This window comes from Aliirhizobium wenxiniae (assembly GCF_014201355.1).
In the GTDB taxonomy this organism is placed as follows: Bacteria; Pseudomonadota; Alphaproteobacteria; order Rhizobiales; family Rhizobiaceae; genus Neorhizobium; species Neorhizobium wenxiniae.
In genome coordinates this window covers 580,069-597,409 of the sequence record NZ_JACHEG010000001.1, presented here as the reverse complement: position 1 = coordinate 597,409, position 17,341 = coordinate 580,069, and the positions used below count along the sequence as shown (strand labels likewise).

Here is a 17,341-nt window from a genome sequence, read left to right as displayed (position 1 = left end):
TCACCCTGTCACACTTCCGGGTACATTCGTTCCCAAAACCTTGAGTTCGCCGAGCTTTTCGGCGCTACGCAATTTAAACCGACAAGAGGCTTACAATGGCTGAGATCACCGCTGCACTGGTGAAGGAACTGCGCGAAAAGTCCGGCGCAGGCATGATGGACTGCAAGAAGGCGCTGACCGAGAACAACGGCGACATCGAAGCGGCAATCGACTGGCTGCGCGCCAAGGGTATCGCCAAGGCCGACAAGAAGTCTGGCCGTACGGCTGCCGAAGGTCTGATCGGCGTTGCATCGACCGGCACCAAGGCCGTTGTCGTCGAAGTCAACTCCGAAACCGACTTCGTTGCTCGTAACGATGCCTTCCAGGCAATCGTTCGCGGCATTGCCGACGTTGCACTCACCACTGACGGTTCCGTCGAAGCTGTCGGCGCCGCCATCTACCCGGCAACCGGCAAGTCGGTCACCGACACGATCAAGGACGCTGTTGCCACGATCGGCGAAAACATGAACCTGCGCCGTTCGGCAGCACTCGAAGTGGAAGATGGCGTCGTTGCCACCTACATCCACAACGCTGCTGCTGATCGCCTCGGCAAGCTCGGTGTTCTGGTTGCGCTCAAGTCGACCGGTAACAAGGACGCACTGAACGCGATCGGCCGCCAGGTTGCCATGCACATCGCCGCAACGGCTCCGCTCGCCGTACGCGCAGAAGAAGTCGATGCTGCCGTCGCCGAGCGCGAACGCCACGTCTTCATCGAGCAGGCTCGCGAATCCGGCAAGCCGGAAGCCATCATCGAAAAGATGGTTGAAGGCCGCATGCGCAAGTTCTTCGAAGAAGTCGCGCTTCTGTCGCAGGCTTTCGTCATCAATCCTGACCTGACCGTCGGCGCTGCCATTAAGGAAGCCGAAAAGGAAGTCGGCGCACCGATCGAAGTAACCGGCATGGCTCGTCTTCTGCTCGGCGAAGGCGTCGAAAAGGAAGAAACCGACTTCGCTGCAGAAGTTGCTGCTGCTGCAAAGGGCTGATTTCCTCGCCTAATCCAGTGAAAACTATGAGGGCACCGGTGACAAGCCGGTGCCCTTCGTGTATCCGCAAGCCGTTTGATCTCTCCGTTTCCGTTTCGCTTTTAAAGGAGCCGTCATGTCGTCTCAGCCCATATATAAACGCGTTCTCCTCAAGGCCTCCGGCGAGGCTCTCATGGGCAGCCAGGGGTTTGGCATCGACGTCGCGGTCGCCGACCGTATCGCTTCCGATGTTGCCGAAGCACGGCGCATGGGTGTCGAAGTTGGTGTGGTCGTCGGCGGCGGCAACATTTTCCGCGGCGTGGCCGTGGCCTCCAAGGGCGGCGACCGGGTGACTGGCGACCATATGGGCATGCTGGCCACCGTGATCAACGCGCTGGCGCTTGCGACGTCGCTGCGCAAGCTCGATATCGATACCGTCGTTCTTTCGGCCATCGCCATGCCGGAAATCTGCGAAAGCTTCTCGCAGCGACAGGCGCTGCATCACATGGCGCAGGGCCGGGTGGTGATTTTCGCCGGCGGCACAGGCAATCCGTTCTTCACCACCGATTCTGCAGCTGCGTTGCGCGCCGCAGAAATTGGTGCCGAAGCTATCTTCAAAGGCACCCAGGTGGATGGCATCTATTCTGCCGACCCGAAAAAGGATCCGAATGCTACCCGCTTCGACGCGCTGACGCATAGTGAGGTTCTGGAAAAGGGCCTCGCAGTGATGGATGTCGCCGCGGTCGCGCTTGCCCGCGAAAACCATATTCCGATCGTCGTCTTCTCGATCCATGAGCCGGGCGGCTTCACGCAGATCTTGACCGGCGGCGGCCTCAAGACGATCGTATCCGACAACTGAGAAATTACCGCGATCTTTCTGCCGATCAGAAAGTTCAACGATAACAAGATGGAGTTCCAACGATGAGTGGATCAGTCGATCTCAACGACATCAAGCGCCGCATGGAAGGTGCAGTCAATGCCTTCAAGAGCGATATCGCGTCTCTGAGAACCGGTCGCGCGTCGGCCAACGTTCTTGATCCGATTACCGTTGAGGCCTACGGCTCGCGCGTTCCGCTGAACCAGGTGGCGAACATCACCGTGCCGGAGCCCCGCATGCTGGGTGTTTCTATCTGGGACAAGTCCATGGTTCGGGCTGTAGAAAGCGCCATTCGCGAATCGCACCTTGGCCTCAACCCAATCGTCGATGGGCAGAACCTTCGCATCCCGCTGCCTGAACTTAACGAAGAGCGCCGCAAGTCGCTGGTCAAAGTTGCGCATGATTATGCGGAGAAAGCCAAGGTCGCAGCCCGGCATGTTCGTCGCGATGGCATGGAAGGCCTGAAAAAAGCCGAAAAGGATGGCGTAATCGGCCAGGACGATAGCCGCTCGCAGTCCGAAAAGGTTCAGAAGATGACAGACGACACGATTTCTGAAGTCGACCGCTTGCTTGCGGATAAGGAAAAGGAAATCATGCAGGTCTAGGTTGGGTATCTTTATCCCTCCCTCGGCCGTTGAAGGAAATGCATAGGACATGCTGACGCCAGATATTGCGATCATTCCGGAGCACGTTGCCATTATCATGGATGGCAACGGTCGGTGGGCCAACAAGCGCGGCCTGGCCCGGACGATGGGGCACAGCAAGGGTGTCGAGGCCGTCAAGGAAACGGTCCGGGCGGCTGGTGAACTCGGCGTCCGGTATTTGACGCTGTTTGCGTTCTCGTCGGAAAACTGGAGCCGGCCGGAAGCCGAGGTCAGTGATCTGCTCGGCCTCCTTCGTCGTTTTATACGACGCGACTTGGCCGAACTTCATCGAGAAAACGTACGGATCAAAGTTATCGGTGAGCGCGACAAACTGCGTGGCGATATTCTGCCGCTTCTTCTGGAAGCGGAGGAAACGACTCGTAACAATACGGCACTTACGGTGGTGATCGCATTCAATTACGGGTCTCGCGACGAAATTGCGCGTGCAACCACAAGGATCGCGCAGAAGGTCAAGGCCGGCCTCCTTGATCCGGCCTCCATCAGTCCCGAGACGATCAGTGATTATCTCGATACGGCGGGCATACCGGATCCCGATCTCATAATCCGCACGAGCGGCGAGGAGAGGCTTTCGAACTTCCTGCTCTGGCAGGCCGCGTATTCGGAATTCGTTTTCCTTCCCGATTATTGGCCGGATTTCAATCGGGATCTTTTTGTCGAAGCGCTCAAGATTTATGCGTCGCGCAACAGGCGTTTTGGCGGTTTGTCTGCAAGACCCGCGGCGGTGGTCGGCTGATGGGGCAGGAGCTCAAACTTCGCATCGTGTCCGCTATTGTGCTGGCCGTGATCGTCCTTGCCGCAACATGGATAGGTGGCTGGGCGTTCAATCTTGTTGCTGCCGTGATGGCACCGCTGATCTATTATGAATGGTCAACGATCACTGGCCTTTCGGAGCGGAGCTTCAAGGCCAATGCGTTCGGCTGGCTGGTCGTTCTACTTATCGCTGCCGATCTCATCATCGGAGACGGCGAGTTGTCCATGCCGCTGCTTTGCGGTGGTCTCGTTACGGGCGTGCTGCTGGCACTCCTTGGGCGCTGCTCCTGGTGGCTTCCGGGCGGTATCGTCTATGCCGGATTGAGCGGCATCTCTCTTGCTGCCATCCGCGGTGATAATCAGGCGGGGTTCGTCGCCACGCTTTTTATCTTCGCAGTAGTGTGGGGGACCGATATCCTGGCCTATTTTGTCGGCCGTGCTATTGGCGGTCCGAAGCTTGCACCGCGCATCTCCCCCGGCAAGACATGGTCCGGGGCGATCGGCGGAACGGTTGCCGGCGTTGCCGCCAGTGGTTTGCTTACGCTTGGCATATTTTCGCGGCTTTCACTGTGGACGATGGCGCTTGCCTTCCTGCTGTCTGTCGCGAGCCAGATTGGTGATCTTTTCGAATCTTTCATCAAGCGACGTTTCGGTGTGAAGGACAGCAGCCATCTCATTCCCGGACACGGTGGCGTGATGGACCGTGTGGACGGCTTGGTTTTTGCCTGTTTTGCAGTATTTCTGCTGACGCTTGTGGACACGGCCATGAAGGGCCATGTTAGCAATTCGGTCGCTGCCTTCATCTTCGGTCTCTAAAGCGGCGACCAGCCTCGATATCGTGAAGCGGAAACACTGATGGCCATCTTCGGTTTCATAACGGGCTACATTATCCCGTTTATCCTCGTCCTCTCTCTGCTCGTGTTCGTTCACGAGATGGGGCACTATCTCGTGGGGCGATGGAGCGGAATTCGGGTGACTGCATTTTCGGTCGGCTTTGGTCCTGAATTGATCGGCTTCACCGATAGTCATGGTACACGCTGGAAGCTTTCGGCTATCCCGCTCGGCGGTTATGTGAAGTTCTTTGGTGACGAGGATGCGTCGAGCCTGCCCGATGCATCAAGCGTTTCCCACATGAGCGAGGCCGACAGGGCTCGGACGCTTGCGGGCGCAAAGTTGTGGAAACGCGCCGCTACCGTTGCGGCAGGCCCTATCGCCAACTTTATCCTTGCGATCGCCATTTTCGCCGTGCTGTTTTCCGTCTACGGCAAGATGATCGCCGATCCGGTCGTGGCAGAGGTGCGCCCTGACAGCGCAGCCGCGGAAGCCGGCGTGCTGCCGGGCGACCGGCTCGTGGCGCTCGACGGTAGTAAAGTTTCCACATTCGAAGATGTCCGCCGTTACGTCAGTGTGCGGCCCGATACGTCGATCGTCGTGACGGTTGAACGGAATGGTCAGGATCTCGATCTGCCGATGGTGCCGAAGAGCACCGAGATCACCGATCAGTTCGGCAACAAGGTGGAGCTCGGCCTGATCGGTGTCGTCACCAATGAGGAGCGCGGCAATTTCCGGCTGGAGACGTTCACTCCGCTTGAGGCTGTCGGCGAGGGCGTGAAAGAGACCGGCAACATTATCACCGGCACATTCCGCTATATCGGCAATCTGGTGACCGGCCGTATGAAGGCTGATCAGCTGGGTGGCCCGGTTCGCGTTGCCCAGGCTTCGGGGCAGATGGCCACGCTCGGCTTCGCCGCGGTGATCCAACTTGCCGCAGTCCTTTCCGTTTCCATTGGACTTTTGAACCTTATGCCTGTTCCGGTGCTTGACGGCGGCCATTTGGTTTTCTACGCAATAGAAGCTGTGAGGGGGAAGCCTTTGGGTGCTGGAGCTCAGGAGATCGCATTCCGTATCGGTCTTGCGATGGTACTCAGTCTGATGGTGTTTGCCACCTTCAACGATATCACCAACCTTATTGGCTAAGCGAGCTGCGGGTGAATAAACCAATTATTCACCATGTTTACAATGTTGCGTGGCGCGAGAGCCACGCTTCAAAAGGAAGTAAATAGAAATTAACGCGATAGCTTGCTTGTAGGGCAAAAGAAGGTAAAACGACACACGTGGCCGGAGTCGGGCTCCACCCGCCGAGGGACAACGGGAAAAGGTAAGAATTGAAAATGAAGGCTGGTTCAAAGTTTTTGAACGCAGTGTCGGCGTTTGCGCTGTCTGCTAGTGTTGTTGCGTCGGGTTCGGGCGTCATGGTGCTTGCCAGTGCTGCGAGTGCCGAAGCTGCTGTCATCCGCAGCGTTCAGGTGCGTGGCGCCCAGCGCGCCGGCGAGGAGGCCGTTCGGTCCAACCTGACGATCCAGCCCGGTGTTACCTTTTCCGGCGCTGATATCGACGAATCGGTCAAGCGTCTCTACGCGACCGGTTATTTTTCTGATGTGAAGATCAGCGTTTCCGGCAGCTCGCTTGTGGTGACTGTGGCTGAAAACGAGCTGGTCAATCAGGTCGTCTTTAACGGCAATCGCAAGATCAAGGACGACAAGCTGGCCGGCGTTGTGCAAACGCAGCCGCTCGGTCCTTACAGTCAGGCAATGGTCAATGCCGATATCGAGCGCATTCGCACTGCCTATTCGCAGATCGGTCGTAGTGACGTCGAAATCACGACGCAGACGGTCAATGTCGGTCAGGGTCGCGTCAATATCGCTTTCGTTATCAACGAAGGTGACCGCACGAAGATCGCCGATATCAATTTTGTCGGTAATCAGGCTTACGGCGACGGTCGCCTGAAGGCCGTTATTGCCACCAAGGAATCCGGTCCGCTCTCGTTCCTTACCCGCAAGGACGTATATAGTCAGGACAAGCTGCGCGCCGACGAAGATGCGCTGCGCCAGTTCTACTACAATCACGGTTATCCGGATTTCCGCATCATTTCCTCCGATGCGCAGCTCGATACAACGACGAACAAGTACACGATCAACTTCACTGTTGAAGAAGGTGCTCGCTACCAGTTCGGCGATATCAATGTCGAATCCAGCGTCGAAGGCGTTAGTGGCGACGAGCTTAAGGGGCTGGTCGAGACCAAGTCCGGCGCTGTTTACGATGCCCGTGAAATTCAGAAGTCTATGGAAGCCATATCCAAGCAGGTTGCGTCGAAGGGCTATCCTTTCGCTCGTGTAACCCCGCGCGGCGACCGTAACCTTCAGACGAATACGATCGGCGTTTCTTACATGGTCGATCAGGGCGAGCGCGCCTATGTCGAGCGTATCGAGATCCGCGGTAATACGCGTACCCGTGACTACGTCATTCGCCGCGAGTTCGATTTCAGCGAAGGCGATGCCTTCAATCAGGAAATGATCTCGCGCGCAAAGCGCCGCCTCGAAGCTCTCGGCTACTTTACGTCGGTCAATATCTCGACCACGCAGGGCAGTGCCGCAGACCGCGTCGTTATCGTCGTGGACGTCGAAGACCAGTCGACCGGCTCGTTCGGTATCGGCGCCGGTTATTCCGCTGGTGGCGACGGGTTCATTCTTGAAGCCTCGGTTGAAGAAAAGAACTTCCTCGGTCGCGGTCAGTATGTTCGTATCGCTGCCGGCGGGGGACTGAACGACTCGCGTACGTACACGCTGTCATTCACAGAGCCGTATTTCCTCGGTTATCGTCTGGCTGCTGGTTTCGACGTCTTCCGCAGTGAAACGTCATCGAATGATAACTACGATTATACGGAAACGGGTTTCACGCTGCGCGTGACTGCGCCGATCACCGAAGATCTGGCGACGACTTTCCGTTATACCTACAAGCAGATCGAGTACGAGAGCAGTGGCTCCGACTATGCTGACCTGTCTCCGATCTATCAGGATCTCGTCGACCACGGCAAATATACGCAGTCGTCGGTCGCCCAGACGCTGACCTACAACACGCTGGATAGCCAGACCATGGCTCGCGAAGGTATTTATGCGACCTTCACGCATGAGTTCGCTGGCTTGGGCGGCGATTCGGAATTCTACAAGATCTCCGGCCGTGCTCGTTACTTCCATACGCTGTCGACCGAGGCCGATCTTATCGGTTCGATCGCCGTCGGCGCGGGTCATGTTTTCGCTACCGGCGACAATCTGAACGTCTTCGACCAATTCACGCTGGGTGGCCGTCAGGTTCGCGGCTTCGACAATAACGGTATCGGTCCGCGCACGAAGGACGACGGCGACGCACTGGGCGGCACGACCTACTTCACGGTTTCGGCCGATGCGTCCATGCCGATGCCGGCTGTTCCGGAGGATATCGGTCTGCGTCTGGCTGCCTTTGCAGACGCCGGCACGCTTTACGGTAACGATGTCAAGACATCTGGCACCGATATTGAAGGTACAGGCATGTCGTGGCGTGCGTCTGTCGGTGTCGGCGTTATGTGGGCTTCGCCATTCGGTAATATCCGGATGGACTATGCGATCCCGGTCCTCAAGGAAGATTTCGACGAGACCCAGGAATTCCGCTTCAGCATGGCGAACCAGTTCTGATCGTTTCCGGCCGCGAAAGCGGCCGGAAATCTGTTCTGGAGCTTAGCTTTATGGATCAAAACAATTTCTTTCCGCCCCATCATGGCGTGAGCCTTCGTGAGCTTGCGGTCCATCTTGGGGCAGAGCTTTTGGACGACACTGCCGGCGAACGCATGATCCGTTCAGTGGCGCCTGTTGCACGCGCTCAAGAGGGACAGGTCTGCTATATCCTGTCGCGCAAGAACCGTCAGGAACTCGAGACATGCATGGCCTCGGCCATCCTGTGCGATCCGGGTCTTGCCAACATTGTTCCCTCGCATATCGCTGTGCTGAAAACGAAGACTCCGCATTCGGCTTTTGCAATGGCCGGTGCGTTTCTGCACCCGATTGCGATGCGCCCGAGCCCCGTCACATCGGAAGGCGACGGGGTGTCGCCGTCAGCCTATGTCGACCCGACTGCGCGGCTGGAAGAAGGCGTGACGGTTGAGCCGATGGCTGTGGTCGGTGCGCGCGCCCATGTCGGTTCGGGTACTCGTATCGGAGCGGGTTCTGTGGTCGGCGCGGACGTGCAGATCGGGCGCAATTGCAGCATAGCTGCAGGCGCTAGCGTGGTTGCAGCGCTGATCGGCAATAATGTCATCATCCATAATGGCGCTCGTATCGGTCAGGATGGATTTGGCTTTGCGCCCGGACCGCGCGGCATGCTGAAAATCGTGCAGATCGGTCGCGTGATCATCCAGGATAATGTCGAGATCGGTGCGAACACCACGATCGACCGCGGCGCCATGGACGATACCGTCATCGGTGAAGGCACCAAAATCGACAATCAGGTCCAGATTGCCCATAACGTCCATATCGGACGCCATTGCGGCATTGCTTCAGGGGCTGGAATCGCCGGTTCGACAAAGATCGGCAACGGCGTCTTGATCGGCGGTGCTTCTGGCATAAATGGTCATATCTCGATCGGAGATGGCGTTCAGATCGCCGCAATGAGTGGCGTCGTGGCAGATATTCCGCCCGGCCTCAGGTATGGTGGAATACCGGCGCGACCAATGAAAGACTTTCTCCGCGAGATGGCTGAAAAGATGAGCCAGGTGGATGATAGGGCAAAACGCAGAGGAGATAAAAACAATGACTGATGAGACCAAGCCGGAACTCGGCGCGGCCGACATTCAGGAAATCATGAAGCTTCTGCCTCATCGCTATCCTTTTCTGCTCGTTGACAAAATCATCGACATCGACGGTGACAATTCAGCTATCGGTATCAAGAACGTGACGGCGAACGAGCCGCAATTTCAGGGACATTTTCCTGAACGTCCGATTATGCCGGGAGTGCTTCTGGTCGAGGCTATGGCGCAGACCGCCGGTGCGATCTGTGCGCGTAAGGAAGGCGAGGGCGGCAATCTCGTCTATTTCATGACGATCGATAATGCCCGCTTCCGCAAGCCGGTTGTGCCGGGTGATCGCGTGGAATTCCATGTCGTGAAGCAGAAGCAGCGCGGTAATATCTGGAAGTTCCATTGTGATGCCAAGGTCGAGGGCGCACTTGTGGCAGAGGCGGATATCGGCGCGATGATCGTCCGTAAGGAAGGCGAATGAGCACGATTGCAGCCAGCGCCCGCATTCATCCGACGGCTGTTGTCGAGGATGGCGCGGTCATCGGTGAGAATGTTGTTGTCGGACCATTCAGCCATGTCGGGCCTCGCGTCGTTCTCAAGGACGATGTTGAACTGGCGTCGCATGTCGTGGTCACCGGAAAGACTGAGATCGGCAGGGGCTGCCGCGTCTTCTCGATGGCTGTTATCGGCGGCGTATCTCAGAGCCTGCATGAGGCCGGAGAAAATTCCACGCTGACGGTCGGCGCCAACTGCGTCATGCGCGAAGGCGTCACAATGAATACCGGCACGGTTGGCGGTGGTGGCAAGACAGTTGTCGGTAACAACTGCCTGTTCCTTGCTAACAGCCATGTTGCGCATGACTGCCAGCTTGGCAGCGATATCATCATGTCCAACAATGTGATGCTGGCAGGGCATGTGCATGTTGCGGACCGCGCCATTCTGGGCGGCGGCTGTGCTGTTCATCAGTTTTCGCGCATAGGTCGCCAAGCCTTTATCGGCGGTCTTTCGGCCGTCAACTATGACGTCATTCCCTATGGCATGCTGAACGGTAACCCGGGTGTTCTTGGCGGGCTGAACGTGGTCGGAATGACGCGCGCCGGCATGGACAAGCAGACGATCCATCGTGTGCGCCGCGCCTACAAGGATATCTTCGAAGGTGAGGGCAATGTTCGGGCGAATGCGGCTGCCGTTCGCGATGCCTATCTCGATTGCGCGGAAGCGATGGAAATCATCGATTTCATCATGGCCGACAGTGATCGTGCAATTTCCTCTCCCTTCCGCAGGAAGGGATGAGGTCCATGCCCGGCACGTCCGGCATGGCGCGAGAAGGTCATTCCGATGGTCGCCTGGCTATTATCGCAGGCCGTGGATTGTTGCCGCTCTATCTGGCGCAGGCTGCCAGAGCCGAAGGGGAAGATCCCTTCATTGTAGCTCTGAAGGATGAAGCCGATCACCGTTTCGATGGTTTCGAAATCATCTCCGTTGGCGTCGGCAATCTTGCCGCGATTGAAAAGTCCTTCCGTGATTTGAATATCGGCCGCGTCGTCATGTCCGGCGGCGTTGCCCGCCGGCCTGAATGGCGCGATATCCGGCCGACGTTCAAGACCATACTCAGCATGCCGTCCGTCGTGCGCACGCTGATGTCGCATGGTGATGACACGGTCCTGCAAATGGTGATCAAGCTCATCGAGGGCATGGGTTGCACGGTGATCGGCGCCCACGAAATTGCGCCCGGCCTGCTTGCTCGCCTGGGACCGTTGGGACGGGTGTCTCCGGCCGGTGATGATTTGCGGGATATCTCCAGAGGGGTCGAGGCCGCTCTTGCTCTCGGTCATCTGGATATAGGGCAGGGTGCCGTTTCCGTCGGTGGCCGCGTTGTCGCCATGGAAGGCGTCGAAGGCACCGATGCCATGCTTCAGCGGGTTGCGGAACTGCGCATCGGCGGCAGAATTTCGGCGCGCCGGCGTGGCGTTCTGGTCAAGCTTTGCAAGCCGCAGCAGGACATGCGCGCCGACCTTCCAACGATCGGGCCGTCAACCGTCGAAAATGCAGCGCGGGCAGGCCTGGCCGGTATCGCCGTAGAGGCCGGCAGGGCGCTTGTGCTTGAGGAAGCGGCACTGATCTCGGCGGCTGATGCGGCGGGTATTTTCGTTTGCGGGATCGACCCGACGCTTGAAAACGGAGGGCTTTCATGAAACGTGTCCTGAAGGTTGCCGTTATCGCAGGCGAGGTCTCCGGCGATTTGCTTGGCGCAGACCTGATCGCTGCCCTCAAGGCCGTGCATGACGGGCCGGTCGAGCTGATGGGCGTGGGCGGAGATGCGCTGGCGGCGCAGGGGTTGCATTCCCTGTTCGACTTTTCCGAATTGTCGATCATGGGGCTGACGCAGGTACTGTCGCGCTTGCCGGCCTTGATCAGGCGGATCAATCAGACGGCAGGCGCGATTATCGCAGCGCAGCCGGATGTGCTGATCATTATCGACAGTCCCGACTTCACCCATCGCGTGGCAAGAAAGGTTAGGGCGGCGCTGCCTCGACTGCCGATCGTGAATTACGTCTGCCCCAGCGTGTGGGCATGGAAGGAATATCGCGCCAAAGCGATGCTCGCTTATGTGGATCGCGTACTCGCCGTTCTGCCGTTCGAACCCGAGGCGATGAAACGGCTTGAAGGGCCTGAGACGATTTTTGTCGGTCATCGACTGACGAACGACCCGGATCTTCTCAAAGTGCGCAGCCTCCGGGCGGCGCGCCCGACGAAAGCCGCCGATCAGGAGAAGACCATTCTGCTTCTGCCCGGTTCACGCACGGCGGAGATCAAGAGCCTCCTGCCTGTCTTCGGAGAAGCCGCCAGGGAGTTTTCGGAGCGCAACGGCAATACCCGTTTCCTGTTGCCCACCGTTCCGCGCCGTGAGGCGTTGGTTCGGGAGATAGCTGCCAAGCTACCCGTTTCCGTCGAGGTGAGTTCGGGCGCCGAGGCGAAATGGACGGCGTTTGCCGAGGCCGATGCGGCGATGGCCGCTTCCGGCACCGTGATCCTGGAGCTCGGCCTTGCCACCGTGCCTGTCGTTTCTGCCTATAAGACGGACTGGTTGATCAAGCTTCTCGCTGGCAAGATCAAGATCTGGACGGGCGCGTTGCCCAATCTGATCGCGGACTATCCGATCGTGCCGGAATATATCAACGAGGTGGTTCGCCCGGCGAGCCTCTGCCGTTGGGTCGAGCGCCTGTCCAACGATACGACGCAGCGCAGGGCCATGCTGGAGGGTTATGATCTCGCCTGGCAACGGCTGCAGGTTCCTGTTCCGCCGGGTGAGGCCGCGGCCAGTGCAGTTATTGATCTGCTGAAACGTCCGTAATCTTTACAGCTGTCTTCGATGCAGCCGCCCGGGGCGAGCCTTATCAGGTGATAAAAAAACCGGCCATTTCTGGCCGGTTTTTTGTCTCGGTCGTGTGCTGCTTAGCGCTTGGAAACAGGCACGTAGTCGCGCTTTGCTTCGCCCGTGTAGAGCTGGCGCGGGCGGCCGATACGCTGCTGCGGATCTTCGATCATCTCTGCCCACTGGGCGATCCAGCCGACGGTGCGGGCAAGCGCGAAGAGCACGGTGAACATGGTGGTGGGGAAGCCCATCGCCTTCAGCGTGATACCCGAATAGAAGTCGATATTCGGATAGAGCTTCTTCTCGATGAAGTATTCGTCCGTGAGGGCGATCTTTTCGAGTTCCATGGCAACCTGCAGGAGCGGGTCGTCCTTGTGACCGAGTTCGGCCAGAACCTCATGCGTGGTCTTCTGCATGATCTTGGCGCGCGGGTCGTAGTTCTTGTAGACGCGGTGACCGAAGCCCATCAGGCGGAACGGATCGTTCTTGTCCTTGGCGCGGGCGATGTATTCCGGGATCTTGTCGACCGAACCGATTTCCTGAAGCATGTTGAGCGCTGCTTCGTTGGCGCCGCCGTGAGCCGGACCCCACAGACATGCAATGCCGGCGGCGATGCATGCAAACGGGTTGGCGCCGGAAGAACCGGCAAGGCGAACCGTCGAGGTCGAGGCGTTCTGCTCGTGGTCGGCATGCAGGATGAAGATGCGATCCATGGCGCGGGCCAGAACCGGGTTCACCTTGTATTCTTCGCAAGGAACAGCAAAGCACATGCGCAGGAAGTTCGACGAATAGTCGAGATTGTTCTGCGGATATACGAACGGCTGGCCGATATGGTACTTGTAGGCCATGGCGGCGATCGTCGGCATCTTGGCGATCATGCGCAGCGAAGCGACCATGCGCTGATGCGGATCGGTGATATCGGTCGAGTCGTGATAGAAGGCCGAAAGGGCGCCGACACAGCCACACATGACGGCCATCGGATGCGCGTCGCGGCGGAAGCCGGTGAAGAAGCGGCTCATCTGCTCATGAACCATCGTGTGGTTCGTTACGCGATGATCGAAGTCCTTCTTCTGTGCTGCCGTCGGCAGTTCCCCGTAAAGAAGCAGATAGCAGGTTTCCAGGAAGTCACCCTGTTCGGCAAGCTGCTCGATGGGATAGCCGCGATGAAGAAGCACGCCTTCGTCGCCGTCGATATAGGTGATTTTCGATTCACACGAAGCGGTCGAGGTAAACCCGGGGTCGTAGGTGAAGGCCCCGGTCTGTTTGTAGAGCGCGCCGATGTCGATCACGTCAGGACCGATCGTGCCGGACTTGACCGACAGGTCGACCTTCTTGTCACCGAGAGCGAGAGTTGCGCTTGTTTCCGTCATTCTGATCCTCCAACCGGTTGGCGGCATGACGCCTCAAAAGCGCCATAAGCATTAAGCGTTCCACGTTTAGCTATATGATCCTTTAGCAGATGCCAAGCTGTTCTGACGGCAAATTGTGCAGCGCGATACGATATTGAGCATCGACATTTGACCCTGTGGCCAACCCCTTGTTGCAATCCGAAAATCGGTTCTGGTGGCAAGCCCATATGCGTCAGGTTGACGCACTTAAAAAGAACGCTCAGGTTGTGTTTTGTGATCGGGGCAGGCTGGTTCAATGCGGGCTGAAGGTTTCGAGAAGATAGATACCAAAACGTTGAGCCGGCGCTCTGCTGCTGCCGGGTCGGCAACGCATTTTCAATCGGCGCCTGATGGCTTGGCCGTCGGAACGACATCCCATCGATATACCGCAGAGATAGCGCCGGTTTCTTACGGAAAGCGCATTGGTTCGTCATTGGCGGAGGTGGGAGCATTTCTTTCTATTTCGCTTGGTGAGGAGCGCCGCCATGGCCACGGCTTTCTGTTCATGCCTGTTGCCATTGGCTTCGGTTCGGCGGTGTGGTTCCTCAGCCCGGTGGAGCCGTCGGCATGGGTGCCGTTCCTTGCTCTTGCCGTGCTGGCGCCTCTGGCGTTGATAACAAGAGATGGTCGCGCGCGTGTCTTTCTCACATTTGCGTGTCTGGGCTTCTGTGGCATGGCGCTGGCAGAAATCGAAACGTGGCGGCAATCGACGGTCATTCTCGATTCACCGGTGACAACCGATGTCATGGGCGTCGTCGAGCGTAGTGAGGCTGCCGGTCCTGGGCGGCTGCGTTATATTGTGGCTGTACGGCAGACAGCAAACCCCATTCTGAGGCGGCCGCCCGTCCGGGTCTCGCTACTGGCAAGGGCGCAGCATGAGCCGTTTGAAAACGGGGCTGCCATTTCCGGACGCGCGAGGCTGTCACCGCCTTCCGGGCCGGCCTTGCCCGGTCTGCACGACTTTGCTTTCTCGGCATATTTCGATGGCATCGGTGCGGTGGGGTATTTCTATAGCGCTCCGCAGCGGAATGGAGGGTCGGATGTGGCGACAGGCTGGCCGCAGCTCGCCTTACGCTGGCTCTTCGATCTGCGCAGGCAGATCGGTAATCGTATTCGCGAGATTGCGCCGGGTGATGCTGGTGCATTCGCCGCCGCCATTGTCACCGATGAGAGGCGGGCAATTTCCGAAGATACGGTCGAGGCGCTACGGGTCTCAGGTCTCGCTCATATTGTTGCGATTTCCGGATTGAATATGGCGCTGGCCGCCGGGATTTTCTTCGTGGGATTGCGTAGCGTCTTCGCTCTTTTCCTTGGCGTCGCACAGGCCCTGCCTACCAAGAAGATTGCCGCTGGTGGGGCACTTGCGATGGTTACGGCCTATTATCTGGTGTCGGGCTTCGGTGTATCCGCCCAGCGCGCCTATATCATGATGGCGGTGATACTTGTCGCCGTGCTTTTGGACCGGCCTTCGATAAGTTTGCGAAATGTAGCCTTGTCTGCACTGATCATCCTCATCTGGACGCCGTCGGAAATTCTGGGGCCAAGTTTCCAGATGTCGTTTGCTGCCACGGTTGCGCTCGTAGCCGGTTATGCGGCCTGGTCGCGACGTCCTCAAACGGAAGAGCGGGAGCGATTTCCCATCGGTCATCCTGTGGTGACATGCGCTGCCGTCGGCTGGCGTTTTATCGCCGGCATTATCGTGACATCGCTGATCGGCAGTCTTGCGACGACGATGTTTTCCGTCGAGCATTTCCATCGCGTCGCGACCTACGGGCTTGCCGCGAACCTGGCTGCCATGCCGATCATCAGCTTCCTCGTCATGCCGTCCGGCCTTGCTGCGATGTTGTTGATGCCCTTCGGCCTCGAAGCTCCCTTCATCGGGATCATGGCCTGGAGCCTCGAATGGGTCATCTTGATCGCGAAGCATGTCGCGGGATGGGGCGGGGACATTGTCGTCGGAGAACAGCATCCCTGGTTTCTACCGTTTGGGGTCTGTGGTTTCCTGCTGCTGACGCTTCTCAGGACACGCCTTCGCTATTCGGGCCTGCCCTTCCTTTTTACCGCTGCAGTCCTTTTCTGGATGGGGGTGCAACACGCCCAATCAAGTCTTCTCATTGCTGAGGATGGGAACCTCGTTGCTTATCGAGATGCGGGACGTGTTGCCGCCAACAGGAAACGTCCCTCCGAATTCGTCTATGGGCAGTGGACGTATGCGCGAGGCCTTCCAGTGCTGGCGATGCCGGAGATGTTGGAAAGTGAAATTCCAGAAAATATGCCAGCCTCTTCCGATGAAAGACTTCCAGAACCCGTTCTGGTCGAAGCGAAGCGGCTGATGAAGAAAGCAGGGAGTGTCAGATTTTCATGTCAGCTCAAGGCCTGGTGCTCATTCATGTCACCGGAAGGTGTCTTTGTCGTTGTTGTTGATGATGGCCGCTATGCCGGAGCGGCTTGCGACGTTGCCGGCCTTGTTATCGCGCCGCGTGCGCGTTTCCATTCCTGTCGGTCTGGTGCCCCGATGCTGAGCGGCGCCAGCTTGCGCAAAACCGGGTCAATCGAAATCGATCTTTCCGCGGCGGCAGCCGGAAAATGGGGCGTCACTACAGCAATGGCTGGCGCGGTTCGCCCATGGAGCATTCATCGCCAATATGACTGGCGACGCAATCTCTATGACCCGCATCTGCCGGAATGGGTTTCCAAACCAAAATCGAGCGCCCGTCTTGAGGAGGGGTTTGTTGTCTCAGATCAGGCAGGAATGGAAAATCGATCACAAGCGCCAACTGATCTTGGCAACTATTCCGGTATCAGTGATAACGGCGAATGAGGCCGACGAGCCTGCCTTGAACCTTGACCCGATCCGGCGGGAAAATTCGTGTCTCGTAAGCCGGGTTTGCCGCTTCCAGCGCAATCGAGCCACCCTTGCGGCGGAAGCGCTTGAGTGTGGCCTCTTCATCATCCACGAGTGCAACGACGATATCGCCCGGATTGGCGGTGTTGCCGTTACGAATGATGACGGTGTCGCCGTCCAGAATTCCTGCTTCGATCATCGAGTCGCCCTTGACTTCAAGCGCATAATGCTCGCCGGATCCCAGCATCTCGACAGGAACCGAAATGTCGTGGGTGTTATTCTGGATTGCCGAGATCGGTACGCCGGCGGCGATGCGGCCCATGACCGGCACGCTTGCAGACGCGCTGTCATTGGCGGATACAGGCGGGGTAGCAGGCGTTGCCGGCTTCTTGCCAAGGCTTCCCTCAATCACGCTCGGTGAAAAACCGCGTTTCGGTTGCAGCGTGGGAACATAGGCTTCGGGAAGCTTGATGACCTCAAGCGCGCGCGCCCTGTTGGGGAGGCGGCGAATGAAACCGCGCTCTTCAAGCGCCGTGATGAGCCGATGGATGCCCGACTTCGACGCAAGGTCGAGAGCGTCCTTCATTTCATCGAAAGACGGAGGTACGCCCGACTCCTTCATCCGTTCGTGAATGAATAAAAGCAGTTCCTGTTGCTTGCGAGTCAGCATGTGAGGCGCACCTTCAGATTTGAAACAAATGCAGAACGAACACTATATGTTCCATATGTGTTCCGCAAGTCCTTAAATTTTCGTGACAATATAATCAGTTTCTTGGATGCCGAATGACGTTCTCAGTCGGAATCTACTTGCGCTCCCCGGCGGTCTGCCCAATC

The 17,341-nt window shown here is 57.9% G+C and carries 15 protein-coding genes; 13 read left to right on the top strand and 2 right to left on the bottom strand.

Features of this window, described 5'->3' with window-relative positions; all coding sequences use genetic code 11:
• Positions 1-95: 95 nt before the first annotated feature.
• The 12 genes from tsf (at position 96) to lpxB (ending at position 12,253) form a co-directional block, all read left to right on the top strand.
• The gene (gene tsf / locus HNQ72_RS02970; protein WP_148148056.1) at positions 96-1,022 is read left to right on the top strand and encodes a translation elongation factor Ts; all 927 of its coding nucleotides are present in this window, start codon (positions 96-98) and stop codon (positions 1,020-1,022) included.
• 115 nt (positions 1,023-1,137) lie between these two features.
• Positions 1,138-1,860 (top strand): UMP kinase, encoded by a 723-nt coding sequence (gene pyrH, locus HNQ72_RS02965; protein ID WP_183989492.1) that lies wholly within the window; start codon positions 1,138-1,140, stop codon positions 1,858-1,860.
• A 62-nt stretch (positions 1,861-1,922) separates the two neighbouring features.
• Positions 1,923-2,483 (top strand): ribosome recycling factor, encoded by a 561-nt coding sequence (gene frr / locus HNQ72_RS02960; protein ID WP_148148058.1) that lies wholly within the window; start codon positions 1,923-1,925, stop codon positions 2,481-2,483.
• 49 nt (positions 2,484-2,532) lie between these two features.
• On the top strand, positions 2,533-3,276 hold the full coding sequence (locus HNQ72_RS02955) for an isoprenyl transferase (protein WP_183989491.1): 744 nt from the start codon (positions 2,533-2,535) through the stop codon (positions 3,274-3,276).
• Positions 3,276-4,109, top strand: coding sequence for a phosphatidate cytidylyltransferase (locus tag HNQ72_RS02950; protein ID WP_183989490.1), 834 nt, complete (start codon positions 3,276-3,278; stop codon positions 4,107-4,109). The genes HNQ72_RS02955 and HNQ72_RS02950 overlap by 1 nt, the downstream gene beginning before the upstream one ends.
• A gap of 39 nt (positions 4,110-4,148) precedes the next feature.
• Positions 4,149-5,270 (top strand): RIP metalloprotease RseP, encoded by a 1,122-nt coding sequence (gene rseP / locus HNQ72_RS02945; RefSeq protein WP_183989489.1) that lies wholly within the window; start codon positions 4,149-4,151, stop codon positions 5,268-5,270.
• Positions 5,271-5,464: 194 nt separating this feature from the next.
• Positions 5,465-7,801: an outer membrane protein assembly factor BamA gene (bamA, locus tag HNQ72_RS02940; protein ID WP_183989488.1), complete on the top strand. Its 2,337-nt coding sequence runs from the start codon at positions 5,465-5,467 to the stop codon at positions 7,799-7,801.
• Between the two features lie 50 nt (positions 7,802-7,851).
• Positions 7,852-8,919 (top strand): UDP-3-O-(3-hydroxymyristoyl)glucosamine N-acyltransferase, encoded by a 1,068-nt coding sequence (gene lpxD, locus HNQ72_RS02935; protein ID WP_183989487.1) that lies wholly within the window; start codon positions 7,852-7,854, stop codon positions 8,917-8,919.
• Positions 8,912-9,379, top strand: coding sequence for a 3-hydroxyacyl-ACP dehydratase FabZ (gene fabZ, locus HNQ72_RS02930; RefSeq protein ID WP_148148064.1), 468 nt, complete (start codon positions 8,912-8,914; stop codon positions 9,377-9,379). Before lpxD ends, fabZ begins: the two co-directional genes overlap by 8 nt.
• Positions 9,376-10,191 carry an acyl-ACP--UDP-N-acetylglucosamine O-acyltransferase gene (gene lpxA / locus HNQ72_RS02925; protein WP_183989486.1) on the top strand — a complete coding sequence of 272 codons (816 nt, stop codon included), beginning with the start codon at positions 9,376-9,378 and terminating at the stop codon, positions 10,189-10,191. The genes fabZ and lpxA overlap by 4 nt, the downstream gene beginning before the upstream one ends.
• 5 nt (positions 10,192-10,196) lie before the next feature.
• Positions 10,197-11,093 (top strand): LpxI family protein, encoded by an 897-nt coding sequence (locus HNQ72_RS02920; RefSeq protein WP_373289355.1) that lies wholly within the window; start codon positions 10,197-10,199, stop codon positions 11,091-11,093.
• Positions 11,090-12,253: a lipid-A-disaccharide synthase gene (lpxB, locus tag HNQ72_RS02915; protein WP_183989485.1), complete on the top strand. Its 1,164-nt coding sequence runs from the start codon at positions 11,090-11,092 to the stop codon at positions 12,251-12,253. The genes HNQ72_RS02920 and lpxB overlap by 4 nt, the downstream gene beginning before the upstream one ends.
• Positions 12,254-12,354: 101 nt before the next feature.
• Here the strand turns inward: lpxB and gltA are convergent, their stop codons facing one another.
• Positions 12,355-13,644, bottom strand: a complete 1,290-nt coding sequence (gene gltA, locus HNQ72_RS02910) for a citrate synthase (RefSeq protein WP_183989484.1) — start codon at positions 13,642-13,644, stop codon at positions 12,355-12,357.
• 523 nt (positions 13,645-14,167) lie between these two features.
• Between gltA and HNQ72_RS02905 the strand changes: the two genes are divergently transcribed.
• On the top strand, positions 14,168-16,483 hold the full coding sequence (locus HNQ72_RS02905) for a ComEC/Rec2 family competence protein (protein WP_183989483.1): 2,316 nt from the start codon (positions 14,168-14,170) through the stop codon (positions 16,481-16,483).
• Here HNQ72_RS02905 and lexA read toward each other — a convergent pair.
• Positions 16,464-17,177, bottom strand: a complete 714-nt coding sequence (gene lexA / locus HNQ72_RS02900; RefSeq protein ID WP_183989482.1) for a transcriptional repressor LexA — start codon at positions 17,175-17,177, stop codon at positions 16,464-16,466. The two genes, HNQ72_RS02905 and lexA, sit on opposite strands and share 20 nt — an antisense overlap.
• Positions 17,178-17,341 lie beyond the last annotated feature (164 nt).